We start from the raw sequence: 22,968 nt of genomic DNA, 5'->3' as shown, positions 1-22,968 counted from the left end.
TTCGATCTGCGTCCGGCGTCAGCAAGCGCGCTACGGATTGCTGCCACCGCTAATCGGTCGATTTCGGGGTTTGGAAGACGCCGCGCAGCGTCACGATCTCGCCGAGGCGGGCGTAGCGGGGCCCACCGATGCGGGCGATCGGGTCGAGCGTCTCGGTCTCGACCTTGCCGTTGTTCACGAGACCGTCGCGGATGTGGAACATCACGACCTCGCCGACGATGAGCCGGCTGCGCGCCTCGCCGAATTCGAGACATTGCCGAAACACGCATTCCATCGCGACCGGCGCGGCGGCAAGCCGGGGCACCTTGATGCGATCGCTGGGACGCGTTTCCAGGTTGAGCTCTTCGACCTCGCTGACTTCGGGCGGATGCTCGACCGAACTGTCATGCACCGCAGCCATCAGCGGCGTGTCGGCGATGTGGATGACATACTCCTCGGTGTCGAGGATGTTGTGCGCCGTATCCTTGTAGTCGGGGCCCTTGCGGCCGACGCTAATGGCCAGCATCGGCGGCTTCTGCGAGACGAAGGTGAAGGCAGAGAACGGGGCGAGGTTGAGCACGCCCTTGCGCGACAGGCTCGTCACCCAGGCGATCGGACGCGGCACCACGATGCCGGTCATCAGCCGGTAAATCCGCTCCGCGCCGAGATCGCCGGGATCGATCTGCATGGATCAGTCAGCCTTGATGTTCGCCTTGCGGACGACGGGAATCCACTTGGCGTCCTCGCGCTCGAGGTAGCTGGTGAAGTCCGCCGGCGTCATCGATACGGCCTCGGCGCCGAGCGCGTTGAACTTCTCGACGATGGCGGGATCTTTCAGGATCTCCGCGAGGGTGTCGTGGAGCTTGGTCACGATCTCTGCCGGCGTACGCGCGGGCGCGAACAGGCCGGTGAAGGTCTGGCCGTCAAATTCCTTGTAGCCGAGTTCAGTGAAGGTCGGCACATCCGGAAGCCAGGAGGCACGGTGGCTGCCAGTGACGGCGAGCGCGCGCAGCATGCCGCTTTTGATGGAAGGCAGACCGACCGAGATCTGATCCAGCGCAAATTGCACCTGTCCGCCGATCAGGTCGTTGAGCGCAGGGGCGTTGCCGCGGTAATGCACCGTCAGCCACTGCAGGCCCAGCGCCGATTGCATCAGTTCGCTGAGTAGATGGTTGGTGGTGCCCTGGCCGGGCGAGGCCATCGTCAGCTTGCCGGGATCGCGGCGGGCGAGCTCGATGAATTCCTTCAGATCCTTGACCTGCACCGAGGGATGCACTTCGAGCACCAGCGGCGTCATCGTGATCGAGGTGATCGGGACGAAATCCCGCTTCCAATTGTAGGCCTCGCGCTTTGCGATCTCGGGCGCGAACAGCACCGGGCCGTTGGCGCCGACGAACAAGGCGTAGCCGTCGGGAGGCATTTTCGCGAACGCCTCGCCGGCAATCAGGCCGCCGGCGCCGGCCTTGTTTTCCACGATGAATGGCTGGCCCAACTTGGCCTGCAGCCTGTCGGCAATGACGCGCGCCGCGCTGTCGACATTGCCGCCTGCCGGATAGGGGACGATCAGCTTAACCTGCCGCGCCGGCCATTGCTGGGCCTCGGCGGGCGTGCTCAACGAAGCCGCAAATAGTACCGATACAGCGACGCCTGCGATCGCGAAAAATTTCATCGCATTCTCCCGAAAAGCGGCGGATCGCCGCTACCTTTTTGTTTTGCGCGAGCCCCGTCCGAGCGGCATGCGCGCCTTTATTGTTCCGCGCGCCCGATCTTGCGCTCAGCCCTTCCGCTGTCGACCAAATTGTGGTGTTTTTGTCCACATTGTGGACAGCGGACAATGCATATGACAAACGGTCGGTTAAAGGCGCGCGGGCGTGGGCCGCGGCAGGGCGGGCAGGCGATCCGCCGCGCGGTAGCCGTGCTGCGCACGCTTGCGATTGGTGGAGAAAGAGGCGTACCTCTCGCGGAAGTCGTGCGGGCGACGTCGCTCGCTCGTCCGACGGTACATCGCATCGTGCATGTGCTGATCGAGGAGGGAATTGTCGAGCGCAGCGAGCGGACGGGAAATTACGTTGTCGGCCGCCAGGTGCCGGAGCTGGCGCTGGCGCGTCCCTCGCGTTCGCCACTACTGATTGCAGCCGAGCCGCATCTCTCGGCGGTGTCGGCGCAACTCGGCGACACCCTGTTTCTAACCTTGCGCACCGGGCTCGACACCTTGTGCGTGGCGCGCCGCATCGGCAGCTATCCGATCCAGGTGTTGTCGATCGAGGTCGGTGTGCGGCGTCCGCTGGGCGTCAGCAGCGCAGGGGTCGCAATCCTGGCCGCCATGCCGGTCCCTGAGGCGCGCAAGATCGTGCTGGCCAACGAAGCCCGCTTTGCCGCCTATCGGACCGATACGGCCACCGTACTTGGCCAGATCCAGCTCGCGCGCCGCAGGGGCTACAATCTGCGTGACGTCGGGCTCGTGCAGGGGACGAAGTCGCTTTCGGCCTGGATCCGGACGCCGGACGGCCAGCCTGCCGCCGCGATTACGCTCTCCGCCATCCGAAACAGGCTGAGCCCGCGTCGCGCGATCGAGGTGGCCGACGTTCTTGTCGCGGCTGCGCGTGCGATCGAGGCGGCGACGCCGCGCAGCTAACCCGCGGCGGCGGCGTTGGTCGATTTCGGCGGTGCTGCCGGGATGCGGCGGAAGCGCAGCACGATCCTGGTGCCGTGATGGTTCGGATCGCGCTCGGCACTGGCGTCCAGCTTGGCGGCCATTGCGCTCACGATGCGTTGTCCCATGCCGGTGGAGCGCGGATCGGCCTTGGCGTTGAGACCCACGCCGTCGTCCGCAATCGCGACCACCAGGTCCTCGCCGTCGGGCTTCAGCTCGACGTGAATCGGGCCGGCGCCGTCGGGATAGGCGTATTTGACGGCGTTCATCACCAGCTCGTTGACGATGATGCCGATCGCGACCGCGCGGTCGGGGTCGATCTCGATCGGCTCGGCCTTGAGCGTCAGCCGCGACATCCTGTTGCCTTCGGCCGAACGCCGGAGGTCTTCCAGCAGGGCTTCGAGATACTGGTTCAGCAACACGCTCTTGAGATCATGCGAGGTGTAGAGACGCCGATGGACCTGGGCGACCGCGGCGACGCGGCCCATTGCATTGGTCAGCGCTGCCTTGACGTCGTCCTGCGTCGTCGAATTGGCCTGCAGATGCAGCAGCGAGGCGATGATCTGCAAGGAGTTGCCGACGCGGTGGTTGACTTCGCGCAACAGCACTTCGCGTTCGGCGGCAAGCGCCGCATAGCGGTCGCGCGAGGCGTGGACCTCGGCTTCGGCTTCGTCGCGCGCGCGCTGAAGCTCGGCCTGCCGCAGGGCGCCGTTGACGGCGACCTGGAGCAGCGGAATGAAATCGCCCTGTGTATCCTTGACCAGATAGTCGGCGGCACCGGCCTTCAGCGCCGTGACGGCGATCGCCGAATCCTGCGCGGCCGTGACGAACACCACGGGCGGGGCGTCCGCAATCGCCATGATCCGTTCCAGCGTTTCGAGGCCGTCGAGCCCCGGCATGTATTGGTCGAGCGCAACCACATCGATGCCGCCTTGCGCCAGCCGCGCCAGCCCTTGCTCACCGCCCGCCGCGTGGACGACCTTGAAGCCTGCTCGCGTCAGGCCGCGGTCGACCAGCCGGGCGAGGCCGGCGTCGTCGTCGATGTACAGCAGTGTCGGCGTTGCTGGTTTCATGTGGCGGCCGGAGGAATCTGAATGACGGAGAAGAACAGACCAAGCTGGCGAATGGCGTTGGCGAAGCTTTCGTAGTTCACGGGCTTGGTAATGTAGACGTTGCAACCGAGGTCGTAGCAGCGCTTGATCTCATGAGAATCGTCGGTCGTGGTCAGCACCACCACCGGCGTGGTCTTCAGATATTTGTTTTCCTTGACCCGCTTCAGAATGTCGATGCCGGTCGTGTCGGGCAAATTGAGATCGAGCAGGATCAGGAGCGCGCTGCCCTTGTGGTCCAAACCCGTCCCGTCCTCGCCAAACAGGTAATTCAGGGCGGCTGTACCACTGGTGAACGGCATGATCTCATTGTTGACACCGGATCGGCGAATATTCCGCTCGATCAGGCGGGCATGGCCCTCATCGTCCTCGATCATGATGATGGTGACTGGAGTACTCATATCCGTGTGTTCCGGTTACCGACAGGCCAATTGATAGGCAGCGTAATCGTAAATGTGCTGCCCTGGTGAAGTTCCGACGCGACTGACATGGTTCCTCCCAGGCGGCGCACCAAAGCGCGGACATGGGCAAGGCCGATGCCCTGTCCCGGTCGGTCCTGGGTTCCCGCGCGGCGGAACAATTCGAAAATGCGCTGATGGTCCTTGGGATCGATACCGCGCCCGTTGTCCGCAATCTCGAAAATCGCAAAGCCGAGCTTGGTGCGGCCGCGCACCGTGATTTCGCCGGGGACTCCGGTCTTGAGGTATTTGAGCGCATTATCGATCAGATTGGAGAAGATCTGCTCCAGCGCAAGACGATCGGTGACGATATTCGGCAGCGCGTCGATCCGGATCTCGGCCTGGGCTTCGGCGGCCTGATGCGCCACGGTCGCCACGATGCCCTCGATGAGCTCCCTGGTATCGATCCAGACCGGCTCGAACTCGCGCCGTCCCTCGCGGGTGAGATTGAGGATCGCAGATATCAGCCGGTCCATCTTGCCGATCGAGGACTTGATGAAGGCGAGCGCCTCGGAGAAATCTTCCGAGAGCTGCTTGTCGGAACCTTCGAGTACGGGCTCGGCGGTACCGGTGGGGTTTTCCGGGGCGGGCGGCGTCTCGGATTGCGCGCGGGAAAGTGACGCAATCCGTTTGAAGATGTCGCCGCGCAGTTCCTCCAACTCGCTGGTGAAGCCCATGATGTTCACCAGCGGCGAGCGCAGATCGTGGCTGACGATGTAGGCGAAACGCTGGATCTCGTCATTGGCTTCGCGCAGGTCCGCGGTGCGTTCGTCGATCGTGGCCTCGAGGTTGAGATGACTGTCGCGCAGCCTGGCGTCGGCCTGGTCGCGCGCGTGCGACGAACGCCGGACCAGGAAGATCGCGATGCCGGCCAGCACGACCACGAAACCCGACCCGATGCCGGTGATCGAGGCCGCCAGCGTCTGGCTGCGGTCGGCATTGGTCGTACGCTCGACAAACAGACGGTCTTCCTCCGCCCGCATCCGGCCCGCCAGATCGTCGATATGTTTCATGGTGTCACGTCCGATGCCCTCGCGCACGATCTTGGCGGCGTCGCTCATGCGCTTCGACCGGGCCAGTTCGTTCGTCGTGCGGAATTCCTCGATCCGCTGGTCGTAGAGCGGCATCATTTCGTTGATGAGCCGTCTTTGAACCGGATTGTCGCTGATGAGCTGGTTCAATCGCGTCAGCGCCGGCGTCAGTTCGGATAGGGCTTGCTCAAAATCGGTTTGGAAATCCGGCCGCAATGTCGCGAGGTAGCCGCGTTGTGCGCTTTCAGCACGCCGCAACTGCAGTTGGACGAGCGATATCTGGTTTTCAACCTCGAGGGTGCGCAGAACCTTGCGCGCGTCCTCGCGCGCCTCATTCACCAGATGGACTGAACCGGCACTGATGACGGTCAACACCAGCAGTCCCGCTGCAAGCAGCAGGATATGCCCCATGGCGCGCTTGCGCTGGGCATTAGCGGTCACGGTGATCTCGCGTCATGACAAACGGAACAAGTTGCCCCCGGCTGGGAAGACCCCTGTGCTTCTTAACGTGCGATGGAACCCGCCGGTTCCGCGCACCGTAGAATATTTCGGGAGCTCTTGTTCTCAGGAGGTCTTGCCGTCCAGCGGCTGACCGGCGAGGTACTGCTCGAGCCAGTGGATGTGGTAGTCGCCGTTGATGATGTCGGCCTCCCGGACCAGCGCCCGGAACAGCGGCAGGGTGGTTTCGATGCCATCGACCACCATCTCGTCGAGCGCCCGGCGCAGCCGCATCAGGCATTCGGCGCGGGTCTTGCCGTGCACGATCAGCTTGCCGACCAGCGAATCATAATAAGGCGGAATGACGTAGCCTTGATAAACGGCGGAATCGATCCGCACGCCGAGCCCGCCGGGCGGGTGGAATTGCGTGATCCGGCCAGGCGACGGGCGGAAGGTCTGCGGGTTTTCCGCATTGACGCGGCATTCGATGGCATGCCCGATGATGGCGATCTCTTCCTGCTTCGCGGGCAGGTCGCCGCCGGCGGCGATGCGGATCTGCTCCAGCACGAGGTCGATGTCGGTGATGCTCTCGGTGACGGGATGCTCGACCTGGATGCGGGTGTTCATTTCGATGAAGTAGAACTCGCCATCCTCATAGAGAAATTCGATGGTGCCGACGCCGAGATATTTCATGTCCCGCATCGCCTTGGCGCAGGTCTCGCCGATTTTGGCGCGGGCGGCGGCGGCGAGAACCGGCGAGGGACCTTCTTCCCAGACCTTCTGGTGGCGGCGCTGCAGCGAGCAGTCGCGCTCGCCGAGATGGATCGCGCCGCCGCGGCCGTCGCCGAGAATCTGGATCTCGATGTGGCGCGGCTTCTGCAGGTATTTTTCGAGATAAACCGAGGCGTCGCCGAACGCCGACTTGGCCTCATTGGATGCGGTCGACAGCGCCATCATCAAATCGTCGGCGCTATGCGCCACCTTCATGCCGCGTCCGCCGCCGCCCGCCGCCGCCTTCACCAGCACGGGGAAGCCGATCGCCTTGCCGATCGCCAGAGCGTCGTCGTCGGGCGAGACCGCGCCATCGGAGCCGGGCACGACCGGGATGCCGAGCCGTTTGGCGGTCTTCTTGGCTTCGATCTTGTCGCCCATCAGGCGGATATGTTCGGCCTTCGGGCCGATGAAATGCAGATTGTGGTCGGCGAGGATTTCGGCGAAGCGGGCGTTCTCCGACAGGAAGCCGTAGCCGGGATGCACGGCGTCGGCGCCGGTGATCTCACAGGCTGCGAGCAATGCGGGGACATTGAGATAAGAGTCTTTTGACGGGGGCGGCCCGATGCACACGCTCTCGTCGGCGAGCCGCACATGCATGGCGTCGGCGTCAGCGGTGGAATGCACCGCGACGGTGTTGATGCCGAGCTCCTTGCACGCGCGCAGCACGCGGAGCGCGATCTCGCCGCGATTGGCTATCAGGATCTTATCGAACATGCGGCCTCAAGTAGCGAGTAGCGAATAGCAAGTAGCGAATGGAGGTGCATTGATTTTCATTCGCTACTCGCCATTCGCCATTCGCTCATTCAATTATTACCAACGGCTCGCCGAATTCGACCGGCTGGCCGTCCTCGACGAGAATTTGCGTCACCGTGCCGGCGCGCGGCGATGGGATCTGGTTCATCGTCTTCATCGCTTCGATGATCAGGAGAGTTTGCCCGGCCGATACTTTGGTGCCGACCTCGATGAACGGCTTGGCGCCGGGCTCGGGCGCCCAATAGGCAGTGCCGACCATCGGCGAGGGGACCACGCCCGGATGCTTGGCCAGATCGGCACTCGCCGCGGGGACGGCAACCGCCGCGGCCGCCGCCGCCGGATGGAAGTTCGCCGGCATCGCTGCCGACACGGTGACGTTGCGTGCGACCCGCACCCGTAAGCCGGCGCGCTCGATCTCGATCTCGGTCAGGCTGGTCTCATCCAGCAGCAGCGCGAGTTCGCGAATGAGCGCGCTGTCGTCGCTCTTCAGGTTTGCGGCTGATTTGTCCGCTGACTTGTTGTCGGGCTGGCGGGCCATGCTCATGATCCGGAATTCTCGATGTGGGTGACGCCGTAAGCGTCAGGTTTGGTGTCGTTCGACGTCAGGATTTGAAGTCAGGTTTTGGCCTTGGCGCCGAGTTTGGCGGCGAGGCCATTGATGGCGAGACGATAGCCATCGATGCCGAAGCCGCAGAGCGATGCAAAGGCGGCCATGGCCGTGTAGGAGTGATGGCGAAAGCTCTCGCGGGCGTGGATGTTGCTGATATGCACTTCCACCGTCGGGATTTTCACCGCGACCAGCGCGTCGTGCAACGCGATCGAGGTGTGCGAATAGCCGCCGGCGTTGATGATGATGCCTGCCACCTTCCTGGCGTGTGCCTCGTGGATGAAGTCGATCAACTCGCCTTCGCGGTTGGACTGGCGGCAATCGGCCTTCAGGCCGAATTGCGCGGCGGTTTCAACGCACAGCTTTTCGACATCGGCGAGCGACGCATGGCCGTAGGTTTCGGGCTCGCGCGTCCCCAGCATGTTGAGGTTCGGGCCGTTAAGCACATAGATCGTCGCGGCAGAGGCTTGGGCCATCCAAATTCCAGTAAACGGGGTGGGACAGGTCGCGGGGGTTATAGGTAACAACGGGCCGCAGGGGAAGCCTTTGAGGGCGCTTTTGAACCTTTGAAGGGCCTCGTCCTGTTCATAAAAAGGCGTGCAGAACCTGCTGAAACTGCTTCGTTAACCAATGCCGGGAAGTCGGCGCCATCGTCACGTCGCCCTGGGCCCGAATGCCCGGGCTCGGGCCAAAGTCGCCACGGGAATTTTGACCGCAAAAAAGGGCGGGCATTTCTGCCCGCCCCCGATACCTGTGAAAAGTCCGCGATCAGACTTCCAGAACAGCCACGATCTCGTAGGTGTTCGGATCCACGATCACGATCTGCTCCTTGACCAGGATAAACTTATACCTGCGCCATTCCGGATAGATCGTCACCACGCGCTCCGGCAGGGTGTGGAAGGTCACGTCGCGCGGTACGCGGGTGCCGACCGAAATCGAGAAGTTCACGTTCGTCACCGGCGCAACGTGTTGCTCCTTGATCACGCTGGTGATCTGGGTGCGCTGCTCAGTTGAGAGCTTAGCTGCCGCGCCAGCCTGGCCTGTCGTGGTCGTGCTTTGACCAGTGGCTCCGCCCTGAGTCTGGGTCTGCATGCGGTCTTCCTTGCCCTGGGCCTTCTGGTCCTTCTGCGGCATAGTCTGGTCGCGACCTTGGGTCGTCTGGTCACGATGCTGGGTCGTGCCCTGATCGCGTTCCATTTTGCCTTGGCCGGTGGTCTGGCCCTTCTCGGACTTCTGCTCGGACTTCATGCCGCCGCGGTCTTCCTTGCCCTCGGCCTTCATGTCCTTGCCGCCCTTCTTTTGGTCTTCGACGCGCTGGTTCTTTTCAGCGCCCATCGACTTCTGCTCGGACTGTTCGCCCTTCATGCCGGACGCGCCGCCGCTATCGCGCTGCATCGTGCCCGACGAGGCGCCGCCGCGATCCGAGGAAGGTGCGCCCTGCTGCGCAGCGGAACCCGCCGATCCCGCGTCCCGCCCCATGCCGGTACCCTGCGCATTCGCAAAGCCAGTTCCTGCGATCAGGGCCGCTGTCGCGACCGAAATCAAAAAGCGATTAGTCATCGAATGTCTCCTCACGAGTTTCTGCATTGCCCACGCCGTCAACGAAAGGAATTGCCTGATGTTCCGGCATATTGCCGGTTCCGAACGCCTTGTTTGGTGAACGCAGGATGAATTGATGCGCCCGGCAGTGCCGTAAACGCGCAAACAAAAAGGCCGGCTGCGAGGCCGGCCTTTTCATCGCAATGCTTTGCGTGCGAAGCTTCGCCTCAGCATGTCGCCTTGCCGCAGCGGGCGTTGCTGATCTTTTCCCGCAGGCTCTCGACGCCGACCGCGCCGATCACGACCTGCTTGCCGATGACGTAGCTCGGCGTGCCGTTCATGCCCATCGCTTCGGCGAGCTTGAAATTTTCCTCGAGCGTGTTGCGTACTTCGGCGCTCGAAAGGTCCTTCTCCAGCTTCGCCATGTCGAGTCCGACTTCCTTGGCAACCGCCATCGCGCGCGCCTTGTCGGCGGCGCCGCGGCCGGTGAGCAGCTTCTGGTGAAAGTCGAGATATTTCTTGCCGGTCGGATCCTGCATGCGTACGGCGACGCCGACCTGGGCGGCTTCGACCGAGCCCGCGCTCAGCACCGGAAACTCCTTGAGCACGACCTTCAGCTTCGGGTCGGCCTTCATCAGCTCCATCATGTCGGTCATCGCGCGCTTGCAGTAGCCGCAATTGTAATCGAAGAATTCGACGAAGGTGACGTCGCCGTCCTTGTTGCCGAGCGTGACGTTGCGTGGCGAGTTGAAGATCGCGTCCGCGTTGTTGGCGACACCTGATGCATGCTTGGCGGCTTCCGCCGCGGCCTGACGCTTGCTGAGTTCGGTCATCGCCTCTTCGAGCACTTCAGGATGGGCAATCAGATAATTCCGGACGATCGTCTCGATGTCGCCGCGCTGGGTGTCGCTGAAGCCCTGCGCGGAAGCGGACATCGGCGCGCCGCAAAGCGCCAGAGCAAACAATGCGGGGACGAGAAGACGGAACGAGGGCATCGGTAAATCCTTATGCGGCGGGTTCCCGGGCAATTCTGCTGAAGGCCGGCTCCTGGAGAATATCCTGGTCGCTGGTGACCAAGTCCTTGGTGATCAGGTCCGATTATAGCCGAACGCGGTTTAATTCTAGTTGCTCTTCTGGCCTGGCAGCGGCTTGGCGCTCACAATGTCGTCAGCCTTGACCCATCCAGGCGTCCCGATCGCGAAGCGCGTTTTCGCGCGCGAGGCCAGATCGCGCGCCGTCTTGCTGTCGCCGCGAAGGTAGGCGGCCTGGGCCGATGCCAGATCGGCCTGCGCGTAGTCGCCTTTTCGGCCATAGGCCATCGCGAGCTGGATGTAGCCGATCGGCGCTTCGCTCTCGCGCGCCACCGCCGCGCGCAGGATGGCGATCGCCTCGTCAGTGTAGGCGTTGTTGCCGGTTGCCACCAGGGCCTGCCCAAGCAGCATCTCGATGAGCGGCGCGTTGTTGGAGAGCGCGACGGCCTTGCGCAACGGCGCAATCGCCTCCTGCGGCTTGCCGCCCTCCAGGAGGGCTTGGCCGCGCACCTCGTGGAAATAGGGATTGTTCGGCTGCTGCTGGATCAGGGCATCGATCTGGGCGAGCGCGCTGCGCAGGTCGCCGTGCAGATAGGTCGAGATCGCATGGGCATAGCGCGCAGGCAGACTGTTGTTGGACAGCGGATAGCGCCGGTACACGGTCTCCTGCCGCTCCATGAAGGCCGAGATCTTGGCGCGCGCCATGTCGTGGCGCAGTTGCAGGGCAGGGTCGTCCTTCTTGTCCCAGTAAGGGCTCGACCTTGCCAGTTCTTCCAGTGCGGCGACGCGCTGCGCCGGCATCGGATGTGATTGAACATAGGGGTCCGAGCCGCGTGCGGCGAACAGGCTCTCGTCCGTGAAGCGCTTGAAGGTCTCGTACATGCCCCGAGCGGACTGGCCGGTGGCGTTCAGAAATTTCACGCCCGCCTTGTCGGCATTTTCCTCCTGCTGGCGCACGTAAGACAACAGGTTGCGGCGGATGATTTCTCCCGGAGCTGAGAACATGGCCGCGCCGGCGTTCGCCAAGCCGCTGTTGCTGCCGCCTCCTTGCGCACCCGCCACCATCGCGCCGGCGCCAAGCAGCATGGCAATGATCATCTGGGTCTGGGCCTGCGCCATTTGCTCGCGCATCTTGGCGAGATGGCCGCCGGCAAGGTGGCCGGTTTCGTGAGCCATCACGCCAATGATCTGGTTCGGCGTCTCCGATTGCATGATCGCGCCATAGTTCACGAAGATGCGACGGCCGTCGGCAACGAAGGCGTTGAAGACGCCCTGGTTGATGATCACCATCTGGATGTTCTGTTTTTCCAGACCGGCGGCGCGCAGGATCGGCCGCGTATATTCGCGCAGCAACTGCTCCGTCTCGGTGTCGCGCAGCACCGGCGGACCCTTGTTCTCCTGCGCCACAGCCGCCATAGGCGCAACGGCAAGCGCTGCGGCCGTCATCAGCGCGGTCAATTTCAGTGATTTCGTGCGTAAGGCGATGCGGAGCAGCATGAGCAGTCTTTGGCGATTGGCGATGCGACCGGATTTGCCCGGACGCCGGTTCGGTTTCCGATTAGATCAGAAACGGGTCCCAGTTTGTTGTTTCAACGCGTTTCTTTCACCCGAGCCGGTATCACTTCGCTGGAAAAAGTTATAACAAGCCATCGAATGCGGCCAGTCTGGGGCGCTAACCGGTTCGGGAACCTGAATTCGGCACGTGCCCCGTGCAAATAGCAGATATCGATGCTGGAATCGACACTTAGAGATCGCGCGAAAGCGCTGCTGACCCCCTCGGCACGGAGCGATGTTCCGCCTTTCATGGTGATGGATGTGATGGCGGCGGCAGCGCGCATCGAGGCGGCCGGCGGCCATGTCATTCACATGGAAGTGGGGCAGCCGGCGGCGTCGGCACCCAAGGTCGCGATCGCGGCCGCGCATGCCGCGCTCGATGCGGCGCGGATCGATTACACGTCCGCGCTCGGCATCCCCTCGCTTCGTACGCGGATCGCCAGACACTACCGTGATACTTACGGCTGCGCGGTCGATCCCGAGCGCATCGTGATCACGACCGGCTCGTCCGGCGGGTTCATTCTGGCGTTCCTGTCGATGTTCGAGCCGGGCGACCGGGTGGCGGTCACGGTGCCGGGCTATCCGCCATACCGGCATATCCTGACCGCGCTTGGCTGCGAGCCGGTGCTGATCGAGACATCGGGCGCAACGCGTCATGCGTTGACGGGCGAGGCCTTGCTGGCCGCGCATCGCAAGGCGCCGCTGAAGGGCGTGCTGGTTGGCAGCCCCGCCAATCCGACGGGAACGATGATGTCGCGCGAGGCGCTCACCGGCCTGATCAATGCGGCGGAAGGCGCCGGCATCCGTTTCATCTCCGACGAAATCTATCACGGCCTCGACTATGCGTTTCCGGCGGTGACGGCGGCGGAGCTTTCGCCGCATGCGCTCGTGATCAATTCGTTCTCGAAATATTTCTGCATGACCGGCTGGCGGGTCGGCTGGATGGTGGTGCCGGAGCCTTTGGTGCGGCCGATCGAACGGCTGCAGCAGAACCTGTCGATCTCGGTGCCGACGCTGTCGCAGATCGCGGCCGAAGCGGCGTTCGAAGGCCGCGAGGAGATGGAAGCAATCAAGCGTGGCTATCAGGAGAACCGCCGCATCCTGATCGAGGGACTGCCGAAGGCGGGCCTCGCCAAGTTCCTGCCGGCGGATGGCGCGTTCTACCTCTACGCCGATGTTTCCGATTTCACCGCCGACAGTTTCGAGTTTGCCGGCCGCATGCTGGAGAAGGCGCATGTGGCGGCGACGCCAGGCGTCGATTTCGATCCGATCCACGGCCGCAGCTTCATTCGTTTCTCCTACGCGCGCTCGGCCGACGAGATGCGTGAAGCGGTGACGCGCATCGCGCGTTGGCTTCGTTAGCACGCGGCTCATCTGCCGTTCATTTCGTTCCATTGTTCCGCCCCGGCCGGAAAGATTATTCTTCTCGGTCGAGGCATCGCTCGCCTGTTGGCGAAGCGACCAACACCATTGACTCCGCTTGCCCAAAGGATTTTGGCTGTCTGCGACGGATTGGCGCATATTCGATCGATCCGCACCTTCCGAGGGGAGTAAGCGTCATGGCGGCAACGATTGCGACCGAAGCACCGGCAAGTGCGGCAAAGCCTTGGTATCGCGTTCTTTATGTCCAGGTCTTGATTGCAATCGTGCTCGGCGCGTTGTTCGGCTGGCTGTGGCCTGTGCTTGCGACCAACGACTGGATCAAGGCGCTCGGCGACGGCTTCATCAAACTGATCAAGATGGTGATCGCGCCGATCATCTTCTGCACCGTGGTATCTGGCATCGCGCATATACAAGATGCCAAGAAGGTTGGCCGGATCGGCGTCAAGGCGCTGGTCTATTTCGAGGTCGTCTCGACCTTTGCGCTGGTGATCGGTCTGCTCGTCGGCAATCTGGTCAAGCCGGGCGCGGGTTTCGGCGGCGGCATGGCGAATGCGCAAGCCGTCGCCGGCTTTGCCAAGCAGGCCGAGGCGCAGAAGAGCGTCGATTTCTTCCTGCATATCATCCCCGATACCGTCGTCGGTGCGTTCGCGCAGGGTGAAATCCTCCAGGTGCTGCTGTTCTCGATCCTGTTCGGTTTTGCGCTGATGGGGCTCGGCGAGCGCGGCCATACGGTCCGCGCCTTTATCGACGATGCGGCGCATGCCGTGTTCGGCGTCATCGCCATCGTGATGAAGGCAGCTCCAATCGGCGCGTTCGGCGCGATGGCGTTCACGATCGGCAAGTTCGGGACCGGCGCGATCCTGAACCTGATCGGGCTGATCGCGACCTTCTACGTCACCGCGGCGCTGTTCGTGTTCGTGGTGCTCGGCGTGATCGCGCGGATGGTCGGTTTCTCGATCTTCAAGTTCCTGGCCTACATCAAAGACGAACTCTTGATCGTGCTCGGCACCTCATCTTCGGAAAGCGCGCTGCCGTCCCTGATGGAAAAGCTGGAGCGGCTCGGCTGCTCGAAGTCGGTGGTGGGCCTCGTGGTGCCGACCGGTTACTCGTTCAACCTCGACGGCACCAATATCTACATGACGCTGGCGACCCTGTTCATCGCGCAGGCGCTCGGCTTCGATCTCACCTTCAGCCAGCAGCTGACCATCCTCCTGGTCGCGATGCTGACCTCGAAGGGCGCATCCGGCATTACCGGGGCCGGCTTCATCACGCTGGCCGCGACGCTCGCCGTGGTCGATCCGCGGCTGGTGCCGGGCATGGCCATCGTCCTCGGCATCGACAAGTTCATGAGCGAGTGCCGCGCGCTGACCAACCTGTGCGGCAACGGCGTCGCCTGCGTGGTGGTGTCGTGGTGGGAAGGCGAACTCGATCACGAGAAGCTGCGCGCCGGTCTCAACAAAGAGATCGATCCGTCCGACGTGGAGACCGCGATCACGACGGGATAGCGACCAGCTCAACGCAAATAAAAACCGCCCGGTTTTGGCCGGGCGGTTTTTCTTTTGGTTTGAATCTTACTCGCCGCTGCCGAAGCGCCGCGACCACCAGCCCGCCTTGCGGGGCGCGGATTCCTCCGATGCGGCTGGCGCAGGTTCGGTCGGAGCAGGGTCGGGAGGCGCGACCGGCTCTGGCGCGCTCGGGCTGACCGCGGGCGCCGCCTCGGCCGGAGCGCTGGTCATGAAGCTGACTTTCTCGCGCACGGTCGAACGCCGCCGCGCCGCAGCGCGCTCGGCCTCTTGCCTGGTTTCTTCAGCGGTTGGCGCGGGCTCGCTCGCGACCGGCTCCGGTTGGGCATAGGCCGCGGGCTGCATCTCCGCCGGCTGCGAGGCCGGCCCCGGCTGAACGTCGGCCTGCACCAGTGACGGCGCAGACTCGGACTCGCCGCCGTCGAAATCGGCAACCGCGTTAGTCACTTCGGGAGCGGGCGCCGGCCCGAGTTCGTCCGCGATCGATCCGGCAAGACCGTCGTCCGGCCCGCCACCACGCCGGCGGCGTCCGCCGCGACGGCCGCGGCGGCGCGGGCGTCGCTCGCCATTGGCAGGCTGATCGCCGCGGACCATGCCCGGCTGTTCATCGCCTTCGTCCTCGTCGGCTTCGCCGTCCTCGGCGATCGCGCCTTCGACGGCCTCGCCGGCGACGCGCATCGCGTCACTGTCCTCGCGCGGAGCGCCGCCCTCACGCGGCTCGCCACGGCCGCGCCGGCGCCGGCGCCGCTTGCGGCGGTGGCCGTCGCCTTCGCCTTCGCCAGCCGCCACTTCGGCGGCGTCCTCGGTCAACCCCTCGGTCTCCTCGGTTTCGATCTCGGATTCGGTTTCGATGTCGAACGCCTCATCGTCGTCATAGGCCTCCTCGACCTGCGACGGGAAGGCGGCAGCCTGCGCTGCCAGCAAAGCCTTCGCGGCTTCCAGCGTGTGCACCTGCTCACCGCGGTCGATGATGTAGGACTGCTGGCCGGCGACGGTTGGATCGGCGCTTACTGCGAGCGATACCTTGAAGGCATTTTCGAGATCGCGCAGATGACCGCGCTTGTGGTTGAGCACATAGAGCGCGACGTCGGTGCGGGTACGCACCACCAGATTGTGAGTCGCGCCCTTCATCAGGATTTCCTCGATGCCGCGCAGCAATTGCAGCGCGACGGAGGAGACCGAGCGCACATGCCCGCTGCCGCCGCATACCGCGCAGGGCTCGGTCGAACTCTCCAGCACGCTGGCGCGGATGCGCTGGCGCGACATTTCCAAAAGGCCGAAATGCGAGATGCGGCCGACCTGGATGCGCGCGCGATCCTGCCGCAGACAGTCGGAGAGCTTGCGCTCGACTGCGCGGTTGTTGCGCTTCTCGTCCATGTCGATGAAGTCGATGACGATCAGGCCGGCGAGATCGCGCAGCCGCAACTGCCGCGCGACTTCCTCGGCCGCCTCGAGATTGGTCTTGAGGGCGGTATCCTCGATATGATGTTCGCGGGTCGAACGGCCGGAGTTGACGTCGATCGAGACCAGCGCCTCGGTCTGGTTGATAACGATGTAGCCGCCGGAGCGCAGTTGCACGGTCGGCGAGAACATCGCATCCAACTGGCTCTCGACGCCCATCCGCGAGAACAGCGGCTGGCCGTCACGATACTGCCGCACTGCCCGCACGTTCGAGGGCATCAGCATCTTCATGAAGTCGCGCGCTTCCTGGTAGCCGGCTTCGCCGGCGACCTGGATCTCGTCGATTTCCTTGTTGTAGAGGTCGCGTAGCGACCGCTTGATCAGCGAGCCTTCCTCGTAGACGAGGGTGGGGGCCTGCGACTTCAACGTCATGTCGCGTACGGTTTCCCACATGCGGATCAGATATTCGAAGTCGCGCTTGATCTCCGGCTTGGTCCGCGAGGCACCGGCGGTACGCAGGATGATCCCCATGCCCTCGGGCACGTCGAGATCCTGCACCACTTCCTTCAGCCGCGAACGGTCCTGGGCCGAGGTGATCTTGCGGCTGATGCCGCCGCCGCGGGCGGTGTTGGGCATCAGCACCGCATAGCGGCCGGCGAGCGACAGATAGGTCGTGAGCGCCGCGCCTTTGTTGCCGCGCTCTTCCTTGACGACCTGAACCAGCATCACCTGGCGGCGCTTGATGACTTCCTGAATCTTGTACTGGCGGCGCGGGCGGAACGGGCGTTCCGGAACTTCCTCGAGCACGTCATCGCCGCCGACGGATTCGACGACTTCCTCTTCGGCGTCCTCAGCGTCGTCCTCATCGTCGTGGCCGTCGTCGCGTTCGGAGACGGGGGCGAGTTCGTCGGGGGAAGCAACGCCGTATCCTTCACCGGCGTGCTCGATATGCGGCGCGTCGTCGGCATGGGCCGCGTTTTCGCGCGCCTGTTCCTCATCATGATGCTCATCATGGGGATGTTCAACCGTCGCCTCGGGGCCGGCCGCCTCGACCGATGCCGCGGCGGACGTGCCGGATTCTGATCCCGCGGCCGGCGCTTCGCTTACGGTTTCCGCTCCTTCGCCAGGACCCGGCGCATCGTGATCGTGGGGATGATCGTGATCGTGGTGATCATGCGAGTGGTCATGACCATGCGCCTCGTTATCATGGGCGTGATGGGCCGCATCCCCGTGATGCCCGGCATCATCCTCATGATGCCCGGCGTCGTGCGCCTCGGCTTCGCCGGCATACATCTCTTCGTGGCCATGCGCCTCGCCCTCGTAGGGCTGGGCCGCCTGTGCGGGATCCTGGCCGGCATTCTCGACGACGTCGCTCTGGACGCGGTCGCCATGGCCGCGGCGGCGTGCATTGCGGTGGCGCGAGCGGCGGCGATGGCTGGCGCGGTTCTCGCTCTCTTCCTCGGCCTCGCGGTGGGCGCGCTCGTCGGCTTCGATCAGCGCCTGACGGTCGGCGACCGGGATCTGATAGTAATCCGGATGGATTTCGCTGAACGCCAGGAAGCCGTGGCGGTTGCCGCCATATTCGATGAACGCCGCCTGCAGCGACGGTTCTACGCGCGTGACCTTGGCGAGATAGATATTGCCACGGAGCTGCTTGCGCTGGGCGGTCTCGAAATCAAATTCTTCGACGCGGTTGCCGCGGACCACAACGACCCGGGTCTCTTCCGGGTGGGTGGCGTCGATCAACATCTTGTTGGGCATTTTGGAACTCTTGACGGCGGCGGGCGCGGTGCATGGCGCGCGCAAATTGCGCGGCCCGGTGACGCGACGGTCCACCTGATTCGGGGGTGAGGGGAAGGCCAAAACGCACTTCTTGGCGCCGCGCCGAACGGGGGACCACCAGAGCGAGGCGACGTGCGAAGCTTTCGCCTCGCGTCGGCGCGGTCGTTCCGTGGACCTTGGTCGGCAATACAGTCTGGCGCATCAAGCGTCGGCCCGTCTGAACATGTTGGCGGAAAGGATACCGCCGCATCTATCGCTGAAGACCCGGTTCGGCGCCTAAACGCCCGCCGGCCATCGCATATCGGACCGTTTTGGGTCCGGATAATCAGTTTTGCCGTGTCTTAAACCGTCCCTGGAAAAGTACCTGGGACCGGACGCCGCTCGGGCTCGAAACCGCCGCTCCGTGTCAGCCGCGCGCTGCGCTGGCCGTGGAGGATCGGGAAAGACGCAGGTTCCTCCGGCTTCGAAGGTACCGGCGCTGCACCGGGAGGCTGAACGCGACACAACCGGGAGTATTAGCCGTCAGCACCTCGTACATACGTGGATTGGGAGCTGCGTGCAAGGGAAGCGCAAGGGAACCCCAAGGGAGCCAAAAAGGGCCCTCCCTTAAGCGTCGCATCGCGGCAACACTCATTTCTTTTCGCAAATCAGGCTTAAGGCCCAATTAACCCTGTGGTTCTAATGCGGTAAGGGAAGGCTCCTCCGGAGGCACCGAATCGTTGGCGAGCCGCGCAAATCACCTTGTTTTGCTGGGTTGTGGCGCATTGTGCGTTGCAGCATTGCTGTGCGCTCAAATAATCGGCCCCAGCGCGGCCCAGGCACCGGTTTATCAAGGGCCGGCTTCTCAAGCCGCGGTCCCCGGCCCGGCGACGGTATCGAATTTCCCGATCGCGTCTGACGCCCGGCTGGCTGGCGACGCAAGGCAAACCCGCTTCATCCTCGACCTCGACAAGCCGGTCCAGTTTCGCGCCTTCGCGCTGGCGGACCCGTATCGCGTCGTGGTCGATCTTCCCCAGGTCAGTTTCAAGCTTCCCGCCGGGGTCGGCGTCGCGGGACGAGGGCTGGTCAAGGCGTTCCGCTACGGTCTTGTCATGCCGGGCGGGTCGCGGATCGTGTTCGACCTGATCGGGCCGGCCAAAATCGCCAAGTCCTATGTGCTGGAGGCGGCAAACGACCAGCCGCCGCGGCTGGTGATCGAATTCGCAGAGGTGGATCGCACCGCCTTTGTCCAGTCGCTGGCGCCCGAAAGCCGTCCCGAGCTGCGGCCTGCGATCGCCGAGGCCAACGCTGCCGCCTCGCCGGATGCGCCAGCCGCGCCGAAGCCCCCGCCAGGGCCGCCGGACCAGCGACCGGTGGTCGTGATCGATCCCGGTCATGGCGGCGTCGACAACGGCACCCAGGCCGGTGGCGGCGACATCATGGAAAAGAATCTGGTGCTGGGATTTGGCCTGGCGCTGCGCGATCGGATCGAGAAATCCGGCAAGTACCGCGTCGTCATGACCCGGACGGACGACACTTTCATTCCGCTCGGCGACCGCGTGAAGATCGCGCGCAGCGAATCGGCGGCATTGTTCGTCTCGATCCATGCCGATGCCTTGCCGCGCGGCGAGGGCGACGCCCAGGGCGCCACCATCTACACGCTGTCCGACAAGGCCACCGACTCCGAGGCCGAACGGCTGGCAGATACCGAAAACAAGTCGGACGCGATTGGCGGCGTCAGTCTTGCCGACGAGCCGACCGAAGTCGCAGACATCCTGATCGACCTGGCACAGCGGGAAACCAAAACCTTCTCAAACCGGTTCGCGCGGATGCTGATGGGCGAAATGAAGAGCACGGTGCGGATGCACAAGCATCCGCTGAAATCGGCCGGCTTCCGGGTCCTGAAGGCCCCGGACGTGCCCTCGGTCCTGGTCGAGCTCGGCTATGTCTCCAACAAGGGCGACCTCGAGCACCTGGTGTCGGAAAACTGGCGGAACAAGACGGTCGGATCGATGGCGCAGGCAATTGATGCATTTCTCGCCAAACGGCTGGCAACTAACGGACCGGGCAAGTGAAAAGTCCGGTGCGCAGGGCGTAAGCGCGGGCTGAAAAGCATGCCGTTCGGTGGCCCAAGCCCTAGTTTGGCCACAGCGGCAACGGTATAGAAAATCGACTGCAGGTCTTCGGCATCGGTCAAAATTGTCCGCCGGACCTTTTATTGTTCGACCGCGTAGCGGCAACTCGTTCGGCGAGATTGCCGTGTTAGGATAGCCGCCGCAGATTTCGGCGCACAGGGTTGGAACGGAACTTCGATAATGCGCTTGCTGGTCCGGTTTTTGGGTTTCCTGTTCGCTGCCGGAACCGTCGTGTTCCTGGTTGGCGTCGCCGGCGTTGCGGGCGCGATCTGGCATTTCTCCAAGGACTTGCCTGACTACTCCCAGCTTCAGGATTACGAGCCCCCGGTGATGACGCGCGTTCACGCGTCCGACGGTGCGCTGCTCGGCGAGTATTCGAAGGAGCGCCGGCTTTATCTGCCGATCCAGGCGGTACCGAAGCTCGTCATCAACGCGTTCCTAGCGGCCGAGGACAAGAACTTCTACGAGCATGGCGGCATCGACTTCACCGGCATGGCGCGCGCGGCCGTCCTCTACGCGCAAAATTTCGGCTCCAACAAGCGGCCGCAGGGCGCCTCGACGATCACTCAGCAGGTCGCGAAGAACTTCCTTCTGACCAACGAAGTCTCCTTCACCCGCAAGATCAAGGAAGCCTTGCTGGCAATGCGCATCGAGCGCGCCTATTCGAAGGACCGTATCCTCGAACTCTATCTCAACGAAATCTATCTCGGCCTTGGCGCCTACGGCATCGCGGCCGCATCGCTGGTCTATTTCGACAAATCGGTGAACGAACTCACGATCGCGGAAGCCTCCTATCTGGCGGCGTTGCCCAAGGCGCCCGCGGTGCTGCACCCGGTTCGCAACCGCGATCGTGCGGTCGAGCGGCGCAATTACGTGGTCGATCGCCTGCTGGAAAACGGCTGGATCAAGCAGGCCGACGCCGACAAGGCGCGCAAGGAACAGCTCAACGTCACCAGCCGCGGCAACGGCGCGCATATCTTCGCCGGCGAATATTTCGCCGAGGAAGTGCGGCGCGACATTTTCGAGCGCTACGGCGAAAAGAAACTGTACGAGGGCGGATTGTCGGTCCGCGCCACGCTCGACCCGAAGATGCAGGTCATGGCGCGCAAGGCCATGGTCGCCGGTCTCGTCAAGTATGACGAGGCGAGTGGCTGGCGCGGCGCGCCCTCGAAGCTCGATATTTCCGGCGACTGGGGCGTCAAGCTCGCCGAAGTCAAATCGCTCGGCGACATCTCGCCCTGGCGGATGGCTGTGGTGCTGGAGACGTCCGACCAGTCGGCGCGGATCGGTTTCCAGCCGGGCCGCGAGCTCGGCGGCGCCGTCAGCAAGGTCAGGCAGACCGGCATCATCACGCTCGAGGGCGTGCGTTGGGCCAAGGCGGCCTCGGGTCCTGCGAGGGGCAAGACGCCGACTTCGGTGGCGCAAGTTCTGGCGGCCGGCGACGTGATCTATGCCGACCCGCTGTTCGACAAAGAGGGCAAGCCAGTCGAGGGTCAGTATCGGCTGCGCCAGTTGCCGGAAGTTTCCGGCGCGATGGTCGCGATGGATCCGTGGACCGGCCGCGTGCTGGCGATGGTCGGCGGCTTCTCGTTCGACCAGAGCCAGTTCAACCGCGCCACGCAGGCTTATCGGCAGCCCGGTTCGTCGTTCAAGCCGCTGGTCTATTCGGCGGCGATGGACAATGGTTACACGCCGTCGACGGTCGTGGTCGACGCACCCATTGAAATCGATCAGGGGCAGGGCGCCGGCGTCTGGCGTCCGGAAAACTATTCGTCGGGGAAGTACCAGGGACCGGTCACGCTGCGCAACGCGCTGCGGAATTCGCTGAACACCGTGACCGTGCGGCTGGCGCAAGACATCGGCATGCCCTTGATCGGCGAATATTCCAAACGGTTCGGCGTCTACGACGACCTGCCGAACTATCTGTCCTATGCGCTCGGCGCCGGCGAAACCACCGTCATGCGAATGGTGACGGCCTATTCGATGTTCGCCAATGGCGGTCGCCGCGTGAAGCCGACGCTGATCGATCGTATTCAGGACCGCTACGGCCATACCATCTTCAAGCATGACGCCCGCGAATGTCGCGGCTGCGACGCGCCCGGCGGCTGGAAGAATCAGGCCGAGCCGCAGCTCGTCGACCGCCGCGAGCAGGTGCTCGATCCGATGACGGCCTACCAGATCACCTCGATGATGGAATATGTCGTCCAGGCCGGCACCGCGACCGTCGTCAAGGAAGTCGGCAAGCCGATCGCCGGCAAGACCGGCACCACCAACGATGAAAAGGATGCGTGGTTCATCGGCTTCTCGCCGGACCTCGTGGTCGGCATCTACGTCGGCTTCGACAAGCCGCGCAATCTCGGCCGCGGCATGACCGGCGGTCATCTGGCCGCGCCGATCGCCAAGGACTTCCTGAAACTCGCGCTCGCCGACAAGCCCGCGATTCCCTTCAAGGTACCCGCCGGCATCAAGCTCGTCCGCGTCGACCCCAAGAGCGGAATGCGCGCCGGTCCGGGCAGTGGCGGCCTTCTGGAAGCCTTCAAGCCGGGCACCGCGCCGCCGGATAATTATTCGGTCATCGGCGTGGCCGATGCGGATGGCCGGATGCCGCAGGGATATCCGCAAGGGTACCAGCCCGACGCCGGCAATATCATGCGTCCCGGAACCGGCGGGCTTTACTGATCCCGCACGGAAGGCTCACAACCTCAAGACGTATCTCTCGGACATTGCGATAGACAAATGATTGGACCCGGCCGATCTGAGCGATCCGCGCCGGGGCAAAGGGAATCTCCGATGGATACGAAGGCAAGCGCCGGCTGTTGCGGTGCAAGGGTTGGAACGG

17 protein-coding genes are annotated in these 22,968 nt (G+C 63.7%); 5 read left to right on the top strand and 12 right to left on the bottom strand.

Features of this window, described 5'->3' with window-relative positions; translation table 11 throughout:
• Positions 1–49 precede the first annotated feature (49 nt).
• Together V1288_RS28975 and V1288_RS28970 are read right to left on the bottom strand one after the other, a co-directional pair.
• The gene (locus V1288_RS28975; RefSeq protein WP_334360272.1) at positions 50–667 is read right to left on the bottom strand and encodes a flavin reductase family protein; all 618 of its coding nucleotides are present in this window, start codon (positions 665–667) and stop codon (positions 50–52) included.
• Between the two features lie 3 nt (positions 668–670).
• Entirely contained in the window at positions 671–1,648 is a 978-nt protein-coding gene (locus V1288_RS28970; RefSeq protein WP_334360271.1) for a Bug family tripartite tricarboxylate transporter substrate binding protein, read from the bottom strand.
• 171 nt (positions 1,649–1,819) lie between these two features.
• On the opposite strand from V1288_RS28970, the gene V1288_RS28965 reads away from it, so the two are divergent.
• A complete protein-coding gene (locus V1288_RS28965; protein WP_334360270.1) occupies positions 1,820–2,614 on the top strand; it encodes an IclR family transcriptional regulator in 795 nt (264 codons plus the stop codon).
• Here V1288_RS28965 and V1288_RS28960 read toward each other — a convergent pair.
• The 9 genes from V1288_RS28960 to V1288_RS28920 form a co-directional block, all read right to left on the bottom strand.
• Positions 2,611–3,705 (bottom strand): sensor histidine kinase, encoded by a 1,095-nt coding sequence (locus V1288_RS28960; RefSeq protein WP_334360269.1) that lies wholly within the window; start codon positions 3,703–3,705, stop codon positions 2,611–2,613. The genes V1288_RS28965 and V1288_RS28960 overlap by 4 nt on opposite strands.
• On the bottom strand, positions 3,702–4,142 hold the full coding sequence (locus V1288_RS28955; RefSeq protein WP_334360268.1) for a response regulator: 441 nt from the start codon (positions 4,140–4,142) through the stop codon (positions 3,702–3,704). Before V1288_RS28955 ends, V1288_RS28960 begins: the two co-directional genes overlap by 4 nt.
• Positions 4,139–5,671, bottom strand: a complete 1,533-nt coding sequence (locus V1288_RS28950; protein ID WP_334360267.1) for a sensor histidine kinase — start codon at positions 5,669–5,671, stop codon at positions 4,139–4,141. Before V1288_RS28950 ends, V1288_RS28955 begins: the two co-directional genes overlap by 4 nt.
• Positions 5,672–5,794: 123 nt before the next feature.
• On the bottom strand, positions 5,795–7,156 hold the full coding sequence (gene accC / locus V1288_RS28945; RefSeq protein ID WP_334360266.1) for an acetyl-CoA carboxylase biotin carboxylase subunit: 1,362 nt from the start codon (positions 7,154–7,156) through the stop codon (positions 5,795–5,797).
• 85 nt (positions 7,157–7,241) lie between these two features.
• The gene (accB, locus tag V1288_RS28940) at positions 7,242–7,733 is read right to left on the bottom strand and encodes an acetyl-CoA carboxylase biotin carboxyl carrier protein (protein WP_334360265.1); all 492 of its coding nucleotides are present in this window, start codon (positions 7,731–7,733) and stop codon (positions 7,242–7,244) included.
• 77 nt (positions 7,734–7,810) lie between these two features.
• Positions 7,811–8,278 carry a type II 3-dehydroquinate dehydratase gene (aroQ, locus tag V1288_RS28935; protein ID WP_334360264.1) on the bottom strand — a complete coding sequence of 156 codons (468 nt, stop codon included), beginning with the start codon at positions 8,276–8,278 and terminating at the stop codon, positions 7,811–7,813.
• Between the two features lie 292 nt (positions 8,279–8,570).
• Positions 8,571–9,362 (bottom strand): DUF1236 domain-containing protein, encoded by a 792-nt coding sequence (locus V1288_RS28930; protein WP_334360263.1) that lies wholly within the window; start codon positions 9,360–9,362, stop codon positions 8,571–8,573.
• A gap of 206 nt (positions 9,363–9,568) precedes the next feature.
• Positions 9,569–10,336: a DsbA family protein gene (locus V1288_RS28925; RefSeq protein ID WP_334360262.1), complete on the bottom strand. Its 768-nt coding sequence runs from the start codon at positions 10,334–10,336 to the stop codon at positions 9,569–9,571.
• A 126-nt stretch (positions 10,337–10,462) separates the two neighbouring features.
• Positions 10,463–11,869, bottom strand: coding sequence for a M48 family metalloprotease (locus V1288_RS28920; RefSeq protein WP_334360261.1), 1,407 nt, complete (start codon positions 11,867–11,869; stop codon positions 10,463–10,465).
• A gap of 231 nt (positions 11,870–12,100) precedes the next feature.
• Here V1288_RS28920 and V1288_RS28915 point away from each other — a divergent pair, with 231 nt between their 5' ends.
• Both V1288_RS28915 and V1288_RS28910 read left to right on the top strand, forming a co-directional pair.
• Entirely contained in the window at positions 12,101–13,288 is a 1,188-nt protein-coding gene (locus V1288_RS28915) for a pyridoxal phosphate-dependent aminotransferase (RefSeq protein WP_334360260.1), read from the top strand.
• Positions 13,289–13,485: 197 nt separating this feature from the next.
• The gene (locus V1288_RS28910; protein ID WP_334360259.1) at positions 13,486–14,814 is read left to right on the top strand and encodes a dicarboxylate/amino acid:cation symporter; all 1,329 of its coding nucleotides are present in this window, start codon (positions 13,486–13,488) and stop codon (positions 14,812–14,814) included.
• A gap of 66 nt (positions 14,815–14,880) precedes the next feature.
• Here the strand turns inward: V1288_RS28910 and V1288_RS28905 are convergent, their stop codons facing one another.
• Entirely contained in the window at positions 14,881–17,994 is a 3,114-nt protein-coding gene (locus V1288_RS28905; RefSeq protein WP_334360258.1) for an Rne/Rng family ribonuclease, read from the bottom strand.
• A gap of 785 nt (positions 17,995–18,779) precedes the next feature.
• On the opposite strand from V1288_RS28905, the gene V1288_RS28900 reads away from it, so the two are divergent.
• Together V1288_RS28900 and V1288_RS28895 are read left to right on the top strand one after the other, a co-directional pair.
• Entirely contained in the window at positions 18,780–20,069 is a 1,290-nt protein-coding gene (locus V1288_RS28900; RefSeq protein ID WP_442893869.1) for an N-acetylmuramoyl-L-alanine amidase, read from the top strand.
• Between the two features lie 240 nt (positions 20,070–20,309).
• Entirely contained in the window at positions 20,310–22,808 is a 2,499-nt protein-coding gene (locus V1288_RS28895) for a penicillin-binding protein 1A (RefSeq protein ID WP_334360256.1), read from the top strand.
• Positions 22,809–22,968 lie beyond the last annotated feature (160 nt).

Origin of the sequence: Bradyrhizobium sp. AZCC 2176, from assembly GCF_036924645.1 — a bacterium.
Taxonomy (GTDB): domain Bacteria; phylum Pseudomonadota; class Alphaproteobacteria; order Rhizobiales; family Xanthobacteraceae; genus Bradyrhizobium.
Note: the sequence above shows the minus strand (reverse complement) of the source record. Positions and strands in the feature narration are given on the sequence as shown.

What these genes read in the sequence shown, in the direction of transcription:
- V1288_RS28975 (WP_334360272.1), bottom strand. Translation starts at nt 667, where the DNA reads ATGCAGATCGATCCCGGCGATCTCGGCGCGGAGCGGATTTACCGGCTG.
- V1288_RS28970 (WP_334360271.1), bottom strand. Translation starts at nt 1,648, where the DNA reads ATGAAATTTTTCGCGATCGCAGGCGTCGCTGTATCGGTACTATTTGCG.
- V1288_RS28965 (WP_334360270.1), top strand. Translation starts at nt 1,820, where the DNA reads ATGACAAACGGTCGGTTAAAGGCGCGCGGGCGTGGGCCGCGGCAGGGC.
- V1288_RS28960 (WP_334360269.1), bottom strand. Translation starts at nt 3,705, where the DNA reads ATGAAACCAGCAACGCCGACACTGCTGTACATCGACGACGACGCCGGC.
- V1288_RS28955 (WP_334360268.1), bottom strand. Translation starts at nt 4,142, where the DNA reads ATGAGTACTCCAGTCACCATCATCATGATCGAGGACGATGAGGGCCAT.
- accC (WP_334360266.1), bottom strand. Translation starts at nt 7,156, where the DNA reads ATGTTCGATAAGATCCTGATAGCCAATCGCGGCGAGATCGCGCTCCGC.
- accB (WP_334360265.1), bottom strand. Translation starts at nt 7,733, where the DNA reads ATGGCCCGCCAGCCCGACAACAAGTCAGCGGACAAATCAGCCGCAAAC.
- aroQ (WP_334360264.1), bottom strand. Translation starts at nt 8,278, where the DNA reads ATGGCCCAAGCCTCTGCCGCGACGATCTATGTGCTTAACGGCCCGAAC.
- V1288_RS28930 (WP_334360263.1), bottom strand. Translation starts at nt 9,362, where the DNA reads ATGACTAATCGCTTTTTGATTTCGGTCGCGACAGCGGCCCTGATCGCA.
- V1288_RS28925 (WP_334360262.1), bottom strand. Translation starts at nt 10,336, where the DNA reads ATGCCCTCGTTCCGTCTTCTCGTCCCCGCATTGTTTGCTCTGGCGCTT.
- V1288_RS28920 (WP_334360261.1), bottom strand. Translation starts at nt 11,869, where the DNA reads ATGCTGCTCCGCATCGCCTTACGCACGAAATCACTGAAATTGACCGCG.
- V1288_RS28915 (WP_334360260.1), top strand. Translation starts at nt 12,101, where the DNA reads ATGCTGGAATCGACACTTAGAGATCGCGCGAAAGCGCTGCTGACCCCC.
- V1288_RS28910 (WP_334360259.1), top strand. Translation starts at nt 13,486, where the DNA reads ATGGCGGCAACGATTGCGACCGAAGCACCGGCAAGTGCGGCAAAGCCT.
- V1288_RS28905 (WP_334360258.1), bottom strand. Translation starts at nt 17,994, where the DNA reads ATGCCCAACAAGATGTTGATCGACGCCACCCACCCGGAAGAGACCCGG.
- V1288_RS28895 (WP_334360256.1), top strand. Translation starts at nt 20,310, where the DNA reads ATGCGCTTGCTGGTCCGGTTTTTGGGTTTCCTGTTCGCTGCCGGAACC.